The following is a 14667-nucleotide window of genomic DNA, read 5'->3' as shown; positions in this document are numbered from 1 at the left end:
TCTGAGTGCATGTGTCCACGCGGACACTTAGGTTCAGACCTTCAGCCACTCATTGGAAGGACGTTGTTCCTCGACCGCATACGTTCAAGCTGCGAGGTGTGTCATGTCGCTTCAGATTCCGCGTCCAGTCGATCCATCACTGCATCCACTCGTCACCGGCAACTATCGTCTGGCGACGCCAGCGATCGAGGTGTTCTACGAACTCGTCACGCGCTGCCTGCGCTACCGCATCATGGGCGCGCTCATCTATGGGCCATCGCGGGTTGGTAAAACGCGGGCCATCGAATATGTTCGACTCCTGCTCGCGCGTGAGTACCCGAAGATAACCACCTATCATGCGCAGTGCGAACATAGGCCGCGGCATGCTGAAGGGCCCTTCTTCGCGAATCTGCTGGAGGCGGTAGATGATCACGCACCGAACGCCGGTACCAGTTCGGCCAAACGCTCCCGCCTGTCATTGCGTATTCGCGAGGCAGCCGCGCGCTCAGGAAGCAATGCCGTGCTCCTGTTCCTCGACGAAGCCCAGAGGTTCAATGAAAATGAATACGAGTGGCTGCGAGACGTGCATGACGTGCTTGATCGCCAGCAGATCAAGCTCTTCACGTTTCTCGTCGGCCAGGAAGAACTGCTCGCACAGAAGACCGCCTTGCAACTTGCAGGCAAGACGCAGATCGTTGCGCGTCTCATGGTCGACGAACTCGCGTTCTACGGTATCCGCAATGCCCGGGATGTCGCCACGTGCCTGAACGGTTACGATCAGACTGCCTACCCGGAGGGCACGCCCTGGAGCTTCACACGCTTTTACGTACCCGAGGCGTTTGACGCCGGTTATCGCCTGGTGAGCGACGCCGGTCAGTTATGGCAGACGTTCGAAGCTGCACATCGCAAGGCAAGCTTGCCCGGCAACCTCGATTTACCAATGGAGTCGTTCGTACGCGCCGTCGAGATTGTCCTGAAGGAAAGCGAGATCAAGGATGCGCCCGGTTACTGCCCCGAGCAGGCTTTGTGGTCCCACGCCGTACAGCACTGCGGCTATATCCAGTCTCGCCATGCAACCGGACGCGTGCTCGCAACAGCGTAGCTGTGAAGCGCTCAAGGCACCGCGCTTTCCTATTCTGACCTGGGACGAATGGCAGCCCGGAAGGTCGCCGCGCCGCGTGTTCAAGATCGATTGGCTCATCCCCGGCGAGTCCCTCGTCTCGATTCTGTGGAAATTCGCCTGCGCCAATGCCCTCCCAGGAGAGGTGCTGATGCGTCTGATGTGCCCCGACGTTGATCCACTCGCAGGGGTGATCCCGTTGCGAAGCACGCTCAATCTCACTGAACTTCGCCGGCTGCTGCGCCTGTCCGAGAACGTGTTGCGCACATCGTTGCTCGACAATTTACCGCGCGATCGGTACCACGCGGCTTTCAGGTATTGCCGGCAGTGCGCGGCCCACGGCTACCATAGTGTGCTGCATCAGCTTGCGGAGGAAGATCGCTGTGCGGCCCATCGGCAAGAACTCCGGACGCGATGTCCGCAGTGCCACCGGCAGAGTCCGTTCGTTATCAACAGCAGCGTGATCGAAGCACCATTCCGCTGCGTCTGGTGTCGTGCACATTTCTGCTATGGGCGCCTCGTGGTCCGCTCGACGACGCAGGCGATGCGACGGCAAGACCGCCATGCGATCCGGGATCGAGTGCTTCTACGACTAGGCACTGATGCCTCGGGTGTGTCGAACGGGTAATGCCGTCTGCGGGAGTAGCAGACTGCCCTCCCCTTTACCGAACGGTTTATGGCGAAGCAGTGGCAGCGGCGGTGGCGAATGACGGTTAGTTGCATGCCCACAGCTCCGACGCGAGTTGACACATTTAATTACGCAGTAGAGACAGATTTAATACGTTCTACGGCATTCATCGCAAAGCAACCGGACGGTGACAACTAACCCGGAGTAACAGCATCCCGTGAGGCAACGCGCCGGCCAGGCTGATTGTCCCCGTCCAGGGATGCGCGTTCCAACGAAAACATGAGGGAGCATGGAAGGCGGAACTTCGAGCCAGGCGCGGCTTCACTTCTTTGAGACTGCCGAGTGAACGGCTGACTGCGGTCGCTGCGATCATTCGGCAGCTTTGTCCGCAGACGAATAACCAGATTACGCATTACGTAGTGTTTGTTACGAATATTACTCAGGCGATGCACATGAGGGAGATCGGCAGGTGTCTCGACGATTTTCGCCGCTGCGCATGTATTTTTTCGTGAAACATTGACCCTAAATTCTTCCGAATGTCCCGCTGCATAAGGAATTGAGCCGAATCGATTGTCTTTCGTTGATGTTTCACGCGTACGCCTCGTGCAAAACGGAGCTCATTCCCAGTAGCGAGCAGAACCTCCTCAAATACCTTAGGGCGTAAACCTTCGTCGTTCCCCAGCCGCCCACGGACGATCATCACGCGCGGATACCGTCGATGCTGGCGCTAGCGTTGGGACGCAGTTGATCGCTTAAAGCGCAAAAAATTAGGGTCTTATCATGCGAATGTTATGAAGGCGGCAGGGATGCCCGGCGGGCCGCTGTCACCGGTGTATTCTGCCCGGTGGGACAAGGCACGGTGCCAGAGCAGTCCGGTTATGGTGCATCGTCGCTATTCAAGGCCTACATCGAACAGGACGGACCAAACTGGTTTGTGCCCGTGCAACTCATCGGCGCCTCTGAGGCGGGCGCCATCGAGAAGAAGTGGCCGAAGATGAATGCTGCGACACTGGGGACCCGATCAAGGTCAAACCGGGAACGCCGCGCGTAGACTTGATGCTCGTCGGCCTCGGTCCGCAAGATATCTGAGTGCCATCAGGACACAGGTGCGGCATCGTGAAACCTGAACGGGCGCGAGCGGCCCAACTGCACGGGGCTTCTGTCTCATTGCCGTTTGGCATGACCTTGATACGATCCGGGCCTACCTGCGCCGCTATCGCGACCTCGAGCAGACCGAAAGCCGCTATCAGAGGGAACTGGAACGTTTCCTCCTACGGTGCGTATGTATCGAGCGCAAGGCCATGTCTGGCGTGAGCGCCGACGAGTACGAGCGCTACAAAGACTTCCTCGCCACCCCGTCACTTGACTGGGTGGGCAAATCCAAAGCACGTCGCCTCTCGTCAGGCTAGCTCCCGTTTGCCGGCCCGCTCCCGGCTGACACCCAACGATATCCCGTGCTCGTGCTGCGTGGCTGTTCGAGTGACTGACTGCCGTTCGCATCTCGGCGGCGATCCTTGGCTGACGGTAGCGTTGCCCGTCGTCGCGCTAAAGGAGCCATCAAGAAGGCACTGTCCGGTCATCTCAGGGCGACGCCGTCCAAGGACGAGAAATCCTCGAGCGGGTACGCGCGCGCTACACCGCCGCGCCTCTGGGTCGGCCGCTTTTGCCCCGGAGCCCTCGGGTGTCGGTGGCCAATATGGGCCGCGAACGGCCATACTGCCGACAGGGTGCACCAGACGGAAGCGGCAGGCACCACACACGACAAGCTCAGACCGGTCATTGAGTGCCGCGGCTGGAAGCTGCAGCTGTGGTTGCTGGCTGTCCTGGGCAAGGGGAACAAGTGGCGCGCGATAGTCTTTCCGGAGCGAGTGATTGGCGCCTTGCACGCTCACCGGGCCGACCGTGGCCACGACTTCGACGCGTTGTTGTGCGATGGCGCTGGTCTCGGCCGTCATCGGACCTGCGACGACCACCGCGAAGGACAAGCATCTGAGCAAAGGCGGCAACCACAGGGGGCGATGTCTTCGCGCCGGCGGCCCTGTACCCGCCTTTGACGTCCACGCTGCTCCGTCCCGCCGATGACGAGAGCCTGCAACTCGAGCAGGTTGAGCGCGCGCTGCTGCGCGAGGTGGCTCCGCACGCCCTTCGCAACGCGTGGGCCACGGATGCAGTCGCGCGCAAGATACCGCTCGACGTCGTCCGGCTCCTGCTGGGTCACGCGCTTCTCAGCACCTCCGTCATCTACACGCACGCCGAGCGCATACGCAGCATCGAGGAAGTCGCCAAGCTCTTCGGCGACGCCTCCTGATTTTACCTTTGGGCGCCCCCGAAACCATAGCTATACGGTCTTGCAATCATGCAAGCCGGTCTTCTCACCGGGGTCTTACCTGGCAAGGAAAAATCGTGGCCAAAACAAATAAAAAGCGGCCGGTGTTCGCTCAAACAACGGCGCAGGAAAATCCCACGGTGACATCAAGAAACAAGTGATGGAGCCGGCTGAAAGGCTCATCGTCTTAGGCTACTCAACTGTTCTATTCGTCGTGATTGGGCTCAGTGCTTTCGAGCGGACGCAGCCCGGCGCGCAAAAGATCACCCGCGGAGCCGTCTCGGCCTGACCGGACCTGCGTATCGACCAAGTCTGCGGGACGCTCGCCGAGGGAAACGGACGTGTTACGCCCGCCGCATCTCGACTGGCTCGACCGCTAGCTGCGAGCAACCGCCCCGGCCCAAATCAGGTTGCTAACGTCGTGAAGCCTGGCCGGAGAAGGCGATGTGCGCCATTTACCGTACGTCGTGCGAGGGCAGCCGTCCGTCGAAAGCAGGCAAGCTGCCGCCGCGTTGCATGGGCGGATCACGGACACGCCACGCCCGATGTCCATCGGCCCGCATGGCGCCGCGGAAACGCGAGCCGGCGAAGCCAGCGGCGGTGCACACTATTGCAGCCAGTGACAGGCGGCACTGCACTAGGCGGGCTGGGTCGCCAGAGCGTCGGTACTACTGACACTCTTGGGAACGTTGACGAGGCCGACGATATCAGGATGTTCGGCATGTCAGTAATACTGACACTCGACGTCTCCACGAGGGACGTGCGATGCGGGTTGGACCGCAACGAAGGTCCGGAGTGTCGGTACTACTGACACCGCTCGCCGTCGCCTGGGGCGTGGCGCCAACTAGAGGTTCGGCGTGTCAAAGCTTTGCTGGCACGCGAAACGCTCTCTCAGAACGCTGTCTCTGATTGTCCGTATTACTGACACTCCAGTGTTGATTTGCGCGCAGCCCGCTTTTGGCAATGGACGAAAAAAAACCCACAGTTCAGTCTGTGGGCTTCTCACAGGTCAGTTCGATTACTGCTGCGCGCTTGGTTCCTCCCTGTACAGCTCACTGATAAGTTGCCGGATTCGAGTCTCTTGAGCTTCGCTAAGCGACCCGGTCTTGATTTTGACAGTGAACGAGTTCACGTCCTTGGTAATGCTCCCGGCCTGTTCCTTGCCCGAAAAGAACTTCGCGATGCTCCGCTCACGGGCCTCCGCTCGTGAACCCTGACGGGTGGCCTGCGCTACGATTGCCGCAGCATATCGGCCCTGGAGAATTTCTCCTTTGACAACGTCCGACCACAAGTCCTTCGCCGCAGCCAAACCGGCAGCACCATGCTTTTTGATAGCCGACACAATTTCTTCTGCAGCGTTGCACCCAAGCAATGCGGGCTGCAAGTCCAATTGCTCCTTGATGAAATCAGGCAGCTTGTCGAACGCCAAAAATTGATACAGTCCAGTGCGAGACATACCGAGGGACTCAGCAAGCCGCTTTCGATTCGGAAACTCTGCTTCCCCACGACGAAGCGAAATCGCGATTTCATAGTCGGTTAGGTTGGACCGCCCGATGTTCTCTACCAACGCGAGAACAACCATATCCTCATCGGAGCACTCGACGATGACGGCCTTGATTTGCTCCATGCCCAAGATTTTGTGCGCGCGCAATCGCCGCTCACCAGCGACCAGCTGGTAGCCGGACTCAACGCGCCGCACCGCCACCGGCTGAACCAATCCTTTTTCGCGAATAGACTCGGCAAGGTCCGTGAGCTCGGCCTCGACAAAAATCCGTCGCGGTTGCCACGGATTCGGCACAACCTCCGCAACCGGAATCGTTGCCTGGCCGCCACTCGCTTCCAACTCTTGAATTTTGAGTTGTGCGGCTGCTAAGGCACCTGCCATCCCAGGCCCTGTCTTCGGCTTCTCGACCACGGGCTTGGTCGCGTCCATCTCCTCATCAGAGATTGAGGACGTCTTCCGGAGGTTGGCGGTTTGTAGAGCCATACGGTCACGAATGCTGCTCATTGTGCGAGACTCCATTCGTCGACGTACATGTTGTCAATCCACCTGCAGTATTCAACCAGAGGTTGCCGTACGCGCTGCACCGTTTTTGAGACCCCGTCGGATTTGCTGAGGTCGAACACTGTCGAGAGCGCGAGTGCGCCGTTGCTCATCACCGAACTCGCCGGAATCTCGGTCGTGGTCAGCCAGTCTTCGTAGGCGCGTTGCGTCCACGAGCGAACGATGGGTGCTGACGACGTCGGGCTTGTATCCACCTTCGACAGAATCACGGAGATGAAATCGTAGACCTTGTCTGACTCCTTCTCCATGAAGTTCGCGGCAATATCCGAAAACAGCCCCCAGAACGATACCGAGCTGATGAAGTCCAAGCTCTCCGGCACCAAGGGCATCACCATCGAATCAGCCGCCATCAACGCGTTCAATGTGAGGTAGGAGAGGGAGGGCGCTGTGTCCAGAATGATGTAGTCGTACTTCTTGCGCAGCGGCTCCAGGCCTTTCCGCAGGATTGCCCAAAACTGATAGCTCGGGCGAGTCTTCAGCATCGAGGGGATGAAGAACTCAGCACTGAACAGTGATGGATGCGCGGGAATCACATCCAGGCCGTCCCAATACGTTTCCTTGATGGCAGATTCCAGTCCACCTTCCATCTCCTCGTTATAGATAAAGGGGAGAACGGTCGAATCCTCGTCGACCTCGTTCTCGGCATAGAGTCCGCAGAGTTCAGACAGGGAGGCCTGCGGGTCCAGGTCAACCACGAGCACTTTCCGTCCGCGCAACGACAACCCTTGCGAGATGCACATCGTCGTCGTAGTCTTCGTCGACCCACCCTTGAAGTTGGCAACTAGAATAATCTTGCCGTCGGCTTCGCGACCAGTGACGAGCGGCGACTGATAGATCTCCGACAACTGTTGTACGTAGGTGCGTGCCTCGGCCAAGGTGAACAGGCGGCTACGGCCCGTGCCATGCGCAACGCCCGACGGCAACGTGCTTCCTTCCCGCGTCGCTTGGTAGTGAAGCTTGGTTCGGTCCAGCCCGCACAGGTCTGCTACTTCGGCAGTCGTAAAGTTTGGCGGCGCCTTTCGCGGCCTAGGCGTGAGAATCTGCTCGCGCAGTTCGGCTGTCAGCCCGTCCAGTTTTTTCGCAAATTTAGCGATTTTCGCGAGAGGAACCTTGCGTGTGATAGCGGGAAATTCGGCTTTAGACATGATTTTTACACTTTCACCGGAAATCAGGACGAAGCGTAGAATACTAGAAAACTTTAGAAAAATCGCCCTCGCATAAGCTAGTTTCTTAAATTCCCCGCCTAACCTGCTGGAAAACAACGTAAAAAGATCAAACGGCACAACGAAAGGACCAGAACTGACGGCGCTTGTGAAAGCTTTCCGAAATTTCATGGTGAGAGATATTGTTGAAATGTGCAAAAGCGGCGCCCTGAACGTGGGTGAGAAGAATTGTTGAAATGCGCCAGCTGACGTGCCATGTCTGGTTTTTCAACAATTCCTCTCACCATCCCATCGTCGAGACATCGCCTTGGCGCGCAAGGCGGGGCACTTTTTGCACCAGTTAGTTCTCGGCAGCCTGGTCGGAAGTCTTCCGGCAGCCCATAACGTAAGCGTTACACCAGCTCTGATTGTTGGGACGACTGCACTTGCCTACAAAAATGCTCACCATGATCAACCGGTAATCGCCTTATCCACAGATACCCTAGCCGCAAACCGCCGTCCTGCGGGCCTGGATGCTGTTCATGCCGATAAATCGAGCACCCCAGCTACGCCCGTGCCACAAAAGCACTCACCATCCTTCAACAAAACGACTCACCCATTTCGGGCTATTTTCGTCGGAGCGCCCCGCCAGTTAAGGCTCTCCGCGATGGGGAGCAACATTCAACAAAAATGCTCACCGTCACTCCGCGCCCACAGAATCACTCACCTGACGCTGGTAAACTTCTCACGCTAGCCAAGGATTTCTACTCACCTTCGGCCCACAAAACTCCTCACCTCAAGCACAAAACTGCTCACCTATAAGGGGGTAACTCATTGTTTTTACGACGGTTTGTTTTCTCTGTTGTTGGTTCGTTGGTTTTCGTTTTTAAAAGATTTTGAAAGACATACAACCATCCGTCAGGACGCCCAGCGACCCCAAAGCAGGAAGGTGAGCAGATTTGTTGAAACGCCCCCTGTCATGGTGAGTCTTTTTGTTTTGACATCTCACCTACACGTGCTAGAGTCTGCGCGACCGGCAACTAGGGACAGGGACCTCGATGGCAAACAACATCACGACACGCGCAACCTCGCGCCAGTTGTCGTTTGAGCTGTTCGAGGAGATGCTCGCCACCGATACGCCAATCACCGAATCGACGAAGGAGATTGGTTATCAGCGTAACAACGTTTTTATTGACATCACCGATGTGGGCATTACGGCCAGGCGACTCCTGGACGCAGCGCACTTCATCGTGGCGCAGGAGCCGACCACCCCGAAGGTCTATGACGTCGAGCTGAGCTACTTCCGATGGCTCATGCGTTACGACAGCTACAATTACAAGCACCTACGAACAGTTGTGTCCGAGGCTCAAAAAGCCTTGATTCAGGTTTCCGCCTCGCCCCCTGGCAGCACGTCTGTCGATGACGAAAAGTGGGTTTCCGTACAGCTCATCGGTATCGTCGGTATCGACAAAGGGCGCATCACTTTTGCGGTTCCTGAACCGCTCATTCCGCACATCAAGGACCCGGTGAAGTCGCACTGGCTGAGCCTGCGAATCACCTCTGCCTTCACGCTTACCTATGCTCGAGCCATTTACGACCACGTCGTCGGTTACGTGGCTGAAGGGATAACCGAGTGGTTCGAAGTCGATGTGGTCCGTGGCTGGCCTGGGAAGGCCGCGTCGACTGCAACCGAATTCAAGTATTTCAAACGCGACAACCTCGACAAGGCGGTTAAGCAGATTAACGCAGTCTCCGACATCGACCTGAGCTACGAGACTCGCACCGTGAGCCCGAAGTCGAAAAAGATTGACCGGATTCGCTTCAGGCTGACGCGCAAGGAAACCGCTGGCGCCATTCGAGCGAGCCTGCTTGGGGCGCAAGAGATATACACGACGCTGAAGAACGAATTCGGCTTCACCGAAAAGCAGTTCAACACCATCTCGCAAAACCGAGCTGTGTGGTCGGATGAGCGTATTCTCCAGGCAATCGAATACACCCGCGCCAAGGTCGACTCCGGCCAAGTCAAGAAGAGTCCGGGCGCCTACCTGTTAAAAGCTATCACCGATGGCTACAAGCTATCGGACGCCGACCGCAAAATGCTAACGGTACAGCAACAGCAGCAGGAGCAGGAGAGGGCGGAGTCCAGCGCGAAGCAACTGGCGACAGCGGCAGTCGCCGCAAGCACGGCAGCGGCAGAGGAGCGCAGCAAAACACAGACCGTCGAGAATGCCGACCTCGGTCGTGAGGTGTATCACATGGCCGACAGCAAGGCGCAAAAGGACTTCATGCGTGCCTTTATCGCCTCCGCGGCCGGTAAGCTGGCCATCAAGCGGGTGAAGCTCAACCCGGCGACGATTCATGAGTCGGAAGTGCTGGCGCATAAGGACCTATCCTTTGCGCTCTATTCGTTCGTGTTTCTGCGCACCAAAGCGAAAGCCGCCGCCAAGGCTTAAACGGTACGCGATCACTCGGCTCCGCACCCTGTAGACCTGCTCAAGCATCTCCCCCTAGCTCGCATTCACGGTCGTTGCGTTAATCCAGACCGTTTCATCACCATGCGTCTCGTGCAGCCGCAGAAGGTGGCCGAATTGCGGGTGCACCTCCGCGTTTTGCCTTTTGATTTGGAGGCCGACCGGCTGATCGGTAGCGAGCATATCGATCTGCCATTCGATGTCGCTTCATGACTGGCATTCACATTGCACAACAATTCGTCCGTAACGCCGAGTTATGGGTCGGGTGCGGGGGAGGCCTGATTGATTAGCATTACAGGGGCGGCAAGCCTGCCCGGCACGAGCGGCACCCAGCTGTTCCTAGTCGGCAACGTCCCGCGCACGGTCTCAAGAGAGCGATCGGTGTCATCAGGCGCGGCCCCCGCGCGCAGGGCCTTTCGCGGAGTTCAGTCAATTGAGCTGGCGCGCGTTCATCGATCGCCGATTCGGTGGCCACCATCCTCGCAGTTCATGCACAATCGTGCCTTGCAGGACTTCATCGGCTAGTGCGTCCCAGATAACCATGCGCGCGCAAGTCAAGGCAACCACAAATTTGCCAGGATAGCAGGCATTGGCAAATTTCCAATGGAGAGGGTAGCCGCGTATGTATCGTTTTGAAGACTACGACCTTATCATTGACGCGCGGTGTGAGCGCGAATTTGCCGAAGATCACATACCCGGCGCAATCAACCTGCCAGTGGTCAACAACGACGAGTATGCGGAAGTCGGAACTTTGCATCGAACCGACAAGATGCGCGCGTACCTGATCGGCGTGTCCTATTCGCTGAAGAACATTTCGCGTCACTTGGACACCGTGATCGCTTCCCGTTCCCGCCGAGACAAAATCTTGGTGTACTGCTTTCGAGGAGGCAAACGTAGCCGTTTATGGTTTGATGCGCTGGACACAGTCGGCTACAAGGTCGACCGGCTGCCGGGAGGCTGGAAAGGATACCGACGTTGGGTCAATGAACAATTGGAAAGCCGCCCGCGCCAGTTCTCGTACGTGGTTCTTTCGGGGCCGACCGGCTGCGGGAAGACGCGGTTGCTCGAGCAACTCGCGATCGAAGGCGCGCAAGTGCTCGATCTCGAAGCGATAGCATCTCATCGTGGTTCTATCATCGGAGCGATTCCAGGAGTGCCGCAGCCGACCCAGAAGTATTTTGACAGCTTGCTTCTCCAGCGGCTCTCGGCCTTTTCTCCGTCGCGTCCGGTGTGGGTTGAGGCTGAAAGCAAAAAGATTGGCAATGTCCAGCTTCCACCGGCACTGCTTGAAACGATGCATTCGTCGGGGACTGTCTTGCGGGTCGATGCACCGATGGCCGAGCGCGTTCGACTTTGGCGGGAAGATTATGCGCACTTCGAAACTGATCCTGATTCGCTGGTTGAGCGGCTTACTCATCTGCGAAGCCTGGTGGGCGGGAAGGAGATCGATCAATGGCGTGAGCTGGCTGCATCTCGAAAGATTCCTGAGTTGTTCGAACGCCTTATGGTCGCGCACTACGATCCTAGTTATGCGCGATCTACGAAGCGAGGCTATCAGTCTCTCTCCGATGCTCCATTCATCGCACTCAAAGCCCTGCAGCCTGAAAGCCTGAACCAGGTAGCACGGAACTTGATCAATCGCTTTGACTGATATGCGGAGAAGATAAACTCCGCATCAGTCATCCCGTCACGATCCGCACATCTTGCGAAGCTGTGCGGACTTCATGTCCTCAATCAAGTGCAATTTTGCCGAACCTACGCGGACGGCATCGGATTATGTCTCCGGATGTAACAGCGCTAGCAAGCTCTGAAGCAGAAGGAGTAACGCCTTACGAAATATTTTGTTCCGCACAAATCGGATTCTCGGATCGGGATTGTTGTGTCATGTCCACAACGATAACCGACCGATCCATGCAAATATGCACGCTCTAACACTGTCCCCTGTTGCGCTCCGCGCTGCCGGTTCATACCGCTGCGATCAGTAACGCTGAATCAATGCGCGTGGAATTTGATCAATCGTCTTGATTGATTTGCAGAATAAATTGTCAAGCTGTTTGATGGAACTTTAATCGCGTATTTATTTCCGGTGATTATTTACTGTGCATATATCGGTAATTTTTATTGGCCGAAATCTACTGCATGGAAGCGCTGTGCTGTGGAGAATATTTCGGAATGTAACAGCGTTGGCATGTCGAATTGCCAACGCTGTATTTTCATACAATATGTTCAGCACTTGCCACTCCAGATAGGCATGCTGTCTTAGCAGGGATTCGACTTCTTTCAATCATGGCGGGATAGGGAGAGCAGGGCACGTTGACGGGGCCCTGAAAGGCGGCGCAGAGGGTTAGGGGACGCAGAATTCAGTTCAGGAGCTAGCGAGACGACGCCGTCCGCCGTGAGGAGTCGCTGCAGATAAATACCAGGCCAGGTGTGACGCGAATGCCGTTGCTGTTGCATCGGTGCCAAAGTGTTGCGTAGGGAACTATGAGCGAGTCAACCAGCATAATTTGCCCGGAATGCGGCACCGTCTTCGGCGATGACCCGTGGGAATTCTTGCCAGAGGGCGAGGTTCATCAAATGACGTGCCAGACATGCCGGGCCGTCTTTTTCACGAGCCTGTTCGAATGTGAAGCCTGCGTGGCGGACAATGTGATTACCTCCATGTCGTCGGAGGAGTGCGTCGATCGCACGTGCAAAAAATGCGGCCATCACCCAGATGACATTGGTGAGGACTATGAAGAATCTCTTGTTTGAACGCCACATCGGTGCGTCGGCCGAACAAGTCGGCGTTAGGCTGTACCGCGTTGCGACCGGATTCATCGCCGAGAGGTTTGTCGTCCAGGGCAATCAGATGGTTGCCGTGCAGGTACTTCCGATGTTTGCTCTCGCTGATTTTGAGGGCTTCGCATTGTCCGATCCGCATTATCTGTTGATGCGGGCCATTTATGGCGAAGTTCGGCAACTGGTGTGGGGAAGTCAAGGCTAGCGAAACGCATTGAGCAGGGCGGCAGTCATGGAATTGAGTGTTGATGATCTCCTGAACGCTGCGGACGAGATGGAATTGATTCCACTCGTCAAACGCGCGGTTCAGGCTCATGGTGCTGACTGGTTTGTATTCGTCACTTTGCACCCTTCCGATTATTCCGATAGTCGATCAACCTACCGGTTCCTGATCGGCTGTCGCCCCGAGTGGTGCCAGTTGTATAACGCACACCGCTGGTATCTGACCGACCCGTGCCTGGAATATGCGCGCTCGAACACGGCACCCTTGTTAGGTTCCGCTTTGCCGGTCCGAACCGCAGGACAGCAGCGCATGCTCGCCGTTGCAGCGAAATATGGGTTCCGCAGCGGCTATGTCGTTCCTGTTCACACGAGTGAAAGAGGGCGCATCGGCATTCTTTATCTCGGTTCCGACCGTCCACCAGAACAGATGGAGCCAAGATTCCACGAAGCCCGCCCCTTTTTTCGCGCATTGGCAATGGAACTCCTCGAGTGGTCGTCCGGAGCCGTGAGAGAGGAAGCTCTGCAGACGACCGGCCTGACGCACGAAGAGCTCCGGCTCCTGGGGCTCGTAAAGACCGGTTTCACCGCCACAGATATCGCCAACGAACTGCAGGTATCGTCGATGACGGTCTATCGTCAATTTCAGCGCATCAACGAAAAGCTCCACGTTTCACGCATCACAGCAGCGGTGAAATTCGCGGAGGAGCATGACCTCCTGGCGTGAGAAACCTGTGTGGTACTGGCTGTCGTCGGCGATGCCTGCTTCAGCTATCGTTGCGTTTCAATGTGGTCACCCGTGGGCGTACCTCGGTTCCCTGATAGTTGCAATTCTTGTCTTCGATACGATACTCGGGAAGCACGTCGACATAGACAACCAACAAATCGATGCGGCATCGACGGGCTGCGCTGTTCCTGTCGGCTTTATCTGCTTGTGGTTGCTTGCGGTGCTCGATTCGACTGCCCGAATCGAGCACGTCACCGTGCTGGAATTCGAGGGCCTTACGGTGGTATGCGGCGTTCTAGGTGCGTTTGCGATGGCGCACATTCATGAAGTGATGCATCACGACAGCCGCTGGGGAAGAAGGGCAGCGGATATCGCGATGACGCTCGCAGGCTACCCACACTATCGCCTGGTACACGAACTGCATCACGCACACGTAGGGGATCCCCAGTTTGGTTCAACGGCCCACGTCGGCCTGTCGCTTTGGATGCATGTCGGCCGTTCCTTCCGAAATTCACTTCTCGCGGTTCTCGTCGCCGATCGCTGCCGAATAGTCCAGGGACGAAGTCGCCGACTTCTGTTTCCCGCCTTGGCGTGGTTTGGAATGGTGATGGCATTCACGGCTCTTTGCGGTGGCCGCGGCTTGCTGTTCTATCTGGGGCAAAGTGCGATCTGCGTTTTTGTTGTCGAAACGATCGGCTACATACAGCACTACGGCCTTGTTGAGGGCAGTGATCCTGTCGCGTGGAACGTTTGTTCCTGGTTCTCCAACCGCCTTTTCGTGAATAACGGTCTTCATACCCGCCACCATCTCGAACAAACGCTCTCCTACGAGCGCCTCACGTGCGCTGGTGCAATGCTGCCAGCAGGCTACGTGCACATGTTCTTCCTTGCGCTTGTTCCGCCGCTCTGGTTTTCGGTCATGGACCGCCATCCGGCTATGCCGGCGCGTGTCCGTAGCACCGACATGCACAAAAATCAAGAATAAACGCGCATCTTGAAGTTATCAGGGCGTTTCGGCGAAGGTATCAGGGTGGTGTCGATTCGGTGTTGCCTTCGATAAACGACGTGGCAAACAGCACGGGAGTGCATAAGAGGAGGAGGGAATGGATGACATCATTCGCTCGCAGTGTCGACTTCCCAAGGAGCTAAACGATTGGCTGGCCGCGCGCGCAAAGCTTGAATCGCGGTCGAAAAACGCTCAGCTCATTG

At 56.9% G+C, this 14667-nt stretch carries 11 protein-coding genes and 1 pseudogene; 9 read left to right on the top strand and 3 right to left on the bottom strand.

Translation table 11 applies throughout. The features are described from left to right. The first annotated feature begins 103 nt into the window (after positions 1 to 103). The 3 genes from E1956_RS44970 to E1956_RS44960 all read left to right on the top strand — a co-directional run bounded on the left by E1956_RS44970 (position 104) and on the right by E1956_RS44960 (position 4035). Positions 104 to 1081, top strand: a complete 978-nt coding sequence (locus tag E1956_RS44970; protein ID WP_134760514.1) for an AAA family ATPase — start codon at positions 104 to 106, stop codon at positions 1079 to 1081. Then, positions 1050 to 1727 (top strand): hypothetical protein, encoded by a 678-nt coding sequence (locus E1956_RS44965; RefSeq protein WP_134760512.1) that lies wholly within the window; start codon positions 1050 to 1052, stop codon positions 1725 to 1727. Before E1956_RS44970 ends, E1956_RS44965 begins: the two co-directional genes overlap by 32 nt. A gap of 2050 nt (positions 1728 to 3777) precedes the next feature. After that, positions 3778 to 4035 (top strand): tyrosine-type recombinase/integrase, encoded by a 258-nt coding sequence (locus tag E1956_RS44960; RefSeq protein ID WP_167760360.1) that lies wholly within the window; start codon positions 3778 to 3780, stop codon positions 4033 to 4035. A gap of 223 nt (positions 4036 to 4258) precedes the next feature. On the opposite strand, the pseudogene E1956_RS44955 reads toward E1956_RS44960, so the two are convergent. From E1956_RS44955 to E1956_RS44945, 3 genes and pseudogenes are all read right to left on the bottom strand, one after another. After that, positions 4259 to 4393: pseudogene (locus tag E1956_RS44955) on the bottom strand (type II toxin-antitoxin system ParD family antitoxin); the annotation flags it as partial. Positions 4394 to 5071: 678 nt separating this feature from the next. Continuing rightward, entirely contained in the window at positions 5072 to 6061 is a 990-nt protein-coding gene (locus E1956_RS44950; RefSeq protein WP_134760506.1) for a ParB/RepB/Spo0J family partition protein, read from the bottom strand. After that, entirely contained in the window at positions 6058 to 7263 is a 1206-nt protein-coding gene (locus E1956_RS44945; protein ID WP_134760504.1) for a ParA family protein, read from the bottom strand. Before E1956_RS44945 ends, E1956_RS44950 begins: the two co-directional genes overlap by 4 nt. 1055 nt (positions 7264 to 8318) lie before the next feature. On the opposite strand from E1956_RS44945, the gene E1956_RS44940 reads away from it, so the two are divergent. The 6 genes from E1956_RS44940 (at position 8319) to E1956_RS44920 (ending at position 14443) form a co-directional block, all read left to right on the top strand. Then, positions 8319 to 9713, top strand: coding sequence for a replication initiation protein (locus E1956_RS44940; protein WP_134760502.1), 1395 nt, complete (start codon positions 8319 to 8321; stop codon positions 9711 to 9713). Between the two features lie 102 nt (positions 9714 to 9815). After that, positions 9816 to 9944, top strand: coding sequence for a hypothetical protein (locus E1956_RS47480; protein ID WP_256377832.1), 129 nt, complete (start codon positions 9816 to 9818; stop codon positions 9942 to 9944). Between the two features lie 409 nt (positions 9945 to 10353). After that, positions 10354 to 11382: a tRNA 2-selenouridine(34) synthase MnmH gene (gene mnmH / locus E1956_RS44935; protein WP_134760500.1), complete on the top strand. Its 1029-nt coding sequence runs from the start codon at positions 10354 to 10356 to the stop codon at positions 11380 to 11382. Positions 11383 to 12465: 1083 nt separating this feature from the next. After that, positions 12466 to 12717: a hypothetical protein gene (locus tag E1956_RS44930; RefSeq protein WP_134760498.1), complete on the top strand. Its 252-nt coding sequence runs from the start codon at positions 12466 to 12468 to the stop codon at positions 12715 to 12717. A 27-nt stretch (positions 12718 to 12744) separates the two neighbouring features. After that, positions 12745 to 13458 (top strand): helix-turn-helix transcriptional regulator, encoded by a 714-nt coding sequence (locus tag E1956_RS44925; RefSeq protein ID WP_134760496.1) that lies wholly within the window; start codon positions 12745 to 12747, stop codon positions 13456 to 13458. After that, positions 13442 to 14443 carry a fatty acid desaturase gene (locus tag E1956_RS44920; RefSeq protein ID WP_134760494.1) on the top strand — a complete coding sequence of 334 codons (1002 nt, stop codon included), beginning with the start codon at positions 13442 to 13444 and terminating at the stop codon, positions 14441 to 14443. The genes E1956_RS44925 and E1956_RS44920 overlap by 17 nt, the downstream gene beginning before the upstream one ends. Positions 14444 to 14667: the final 224 nt, after the last annotated feature.

The sequence above is a fragment of the Paraburkholderia pallida genome (genome assembly GCF_004524855.1).
Taxonomy (GTDB): domain Bacteria; phylum Pseudomonadota; class Gammaproteobacteria; order Burkholderiales; family Burkholderiaceae; genus Paraburkholderia; species Paraburkholderia oxyphila.
The sequence above is the reverse complement of the archived record's forward strand: the minus strand, read 5'-3'. Positions and strand labels throughout refer to the sequence as shown.

What these genes read in the sequence shown, in the direction of transcription:
- E1956_RS44925 (WP_134760496.1), top strand. Translation starts at nt 12,745, where the DNA reads ATGGAATTGAGTGTTGATGATCTCCTGAACGCTGCGGACGAGATGGAA.
- E1956_RS47480 (WP_256377832.1), top strand. Translation starts at nt 9,816, where the DNA reads ATGCGTCTCGTGCAGCCGCAGAAGGTGGCCGAATTGCGGGTGCACCTC.
- E1956_RS44940 (WP_134760502.1), top strand. Translation starts at nt 8,319, where the DNA reads ATGGCAAACAACATCACGACACGCGCAACCTCGCGCCAGTTGTCGTTT.
- mnmH (WP_134760500.1), top strand. Translation starts at nt 10,354, where the DNA reads ATGTATCGTTTTGAAGACTACGACCTTATCATTGACGCGCGGTGTGAG.
- E1956_RS44970 (WP_134760514.1), top strand. Translation starts at nt 104, where the DNA reads ATGTCGCTTCAGATTCCGCGTCCAGTCGATCCATCACTGCATCCACTC.
- E1956_RS44930 (WP_134760498.1), top strand. Translation starts at nt 12,466, where the DNA reads ATGAAGAATCTCTTGTTTGAACGCCACATCGGTGCGTCGGCCGAACAA.
- E1956_RS44965 (WP_134760512.1), top strand. Translation starts at nt 1,050, where the DNA reads ATGCAACCGGACGCGTGCTCGCAACAGCGTAGCTGTGAAGCGCTCAAG.
- E1956_RS44945 (WP_134760504.1), bottom strand. Translation starts at nt 7,263, where the DNA reads ATGTCTAAAGCCGAATTTCCCGCTATCACACGCAAGGTTCCTCTCGCG.
- E1956_RS44950 (WP_134760506.1), bottom strand. Translation starts at nt 6,061, where the DNA reads ATGAGCAGCATTCGTGACCGTATGGCTCTACAAACCGCCAACCTCCGG.
- E1956_RS44920 (WP_134760494.1), top strand. Translation starts at nt 13,442, where the DNA reads ATGACCTCCTGGCGTGAGAAACCTGTGTGGTACTGGCTGTCGTCGGCG.